This window comes from Nostoc sp. CALU 546 (genome assembly GCF_048836525.1).
In genome coordinates this window covers 1-1,729 of record NZ_JAWJTF010000383.1, presented here as the reverse complement: position 1 = coordinate 1,729, position 1,729 = coordinate 1, and the positions used below count along the sequence as shown (strand labels likewise).

The window sequence follows — 1,729 nt, the reverse complement described above, 5'->3', positions numbered from 1 at the left end:
TTGCCATTGGGTGTAAGGGGGAGCGCATCTAATACCACAAAAGTAGCAGGTATCATGTAACTTGGCAGCTTTTGTTGCAAATCAGGCAATAGCTGTGCTGCAATATCTTGATTATCTGTGACTAAATATGCAATCAAACGGCGATCGCCTTCAGGAGCATCGTGGACAATAATGATACATTCTCGCACATCTTTGTGTTGTGCGATCGCAGCGGCAATTTCTCCCAGTTCCACTCGAAAGCCACGAATTTTTACTTGGTCATCACGACGACCAAAATACTCAAGATTACCATCGCTGAGGTAACGCGCTAAGTCGCCTGTTTTATAAAGTTTTTTTCCTGGAATAAATGGGTGATCAATAAATCTTTCTTGATTTAATTCTGGACGATGTAAATATCCTTTGGCTAATCCATCTCCACCTGTATAAAGTTCACCAATAATTCCTGGTGGTGTTAATTGTAAATGTTTGTTCAACACATATACTAGAGTATTATCAATCGGGCGACCAATGGGAACACTATTTAAATTATCTGGTAATAAACTAGTATCGTAATAAGTAACATTAGCAGAAACTTCTGATGAGCCATAAAGATTGATCAGTTTGGCAAATGGCACTACTGTTTGGAAAGTTTGAACTAACTCCAAAGATAGTGCTTCTCCACTAGCTATCCAAAGTTTGAGTTGCGATAAATTTCTAGTAAGATGACTGTAAGTATCCAAAAGTAAGCGCAGCAGTGAGGGAACAAGTATAATTCGCGTCACTTTGTTATCTGCTAAAGTTTGAATAAATAGCTGCGGTTCTTTGACAGTTGCATTACTGATAATCACAGTAGCAATTCCCTGAAGCAAAGGAGCAAAAATTTCCCATACCGAATCTACAAAGCTAATAGCTGTCTTCTGACAACAAACTTCTCCTGGGGTAAAGGGATAGGTTTTCCACAGCCAGTGCAAGCCATTGACAGTACCGCGATGAGTGCCAAGAACACCTTTAGGAGTCCCAGTAGAGCCGGAAGTATAGATAATGTAAGCAAGACTCTCGGCTTTTGCAGTGTTAATGGGGTTTTCTAGACTTTCTTGAGCAATTTCGTGTTCGTGAATATCCAAGCAAATAATTTTAGCTGAAGATTCAGGTAGCTTTGTTAATATTTCTTGTTGAGTGATTAACACCGCAGCTTGGGAGTCAGAAAGCATGAAACTCAAGCGCTCTAGAGGATAATTAGGATCAAGAGGAATGTATGCACCGCCAGCTTTGAGAATAGCTAAAATTCCTACAACCATTTCTGGTGAGCGTTCTAGACATATCGCTACAAGGGTTTCTGTTGTGACACCCAGTTTTTGTAAATAATGAGCAAGTTGATTAACCCTTTGGTTGAGTTGACGATAAGATAATTGTTCAGACTGACTAATTAAGGCTAATGCATCAGGCGATCGCTTGACTTGTTCCTCAAAGAGTTGATGAATAGATGCATCGTGGGGATAATCTGCATGAGTCTGATTCCAGTCAAATAAAACTTGCGATCGCTCTTTTGCAGTTAATAATGATAATTCTGAAATAGGCTGCTCTTGATTATCAATAATATTTTCTAATAACGTCTGAAAATGTCTAATAAATTGAGTAATTGTAGCTGAATCAAAAATATCAGTGTTGTACTCTAAACACCCTGCCAATCCCTCTGGAGATTCAGACAACGACAGAAAAATATCTAGTTGAGCCGTACCACTATCGAACT

General features: G+C 39.2%; 1 protein-coding gene. It reads right to left on the bottom strand.

Translation table 11 applies throughout. The features are described 5' to 3' along the window. Positions 1–1,729 (bottom strand): non-ribosomal peptide synthetase (locus tag RRG12_RS43885; RefSeq protein WP_420763346.1); only part of this gene is annotated, 1,729 nt, incomplete at both ends.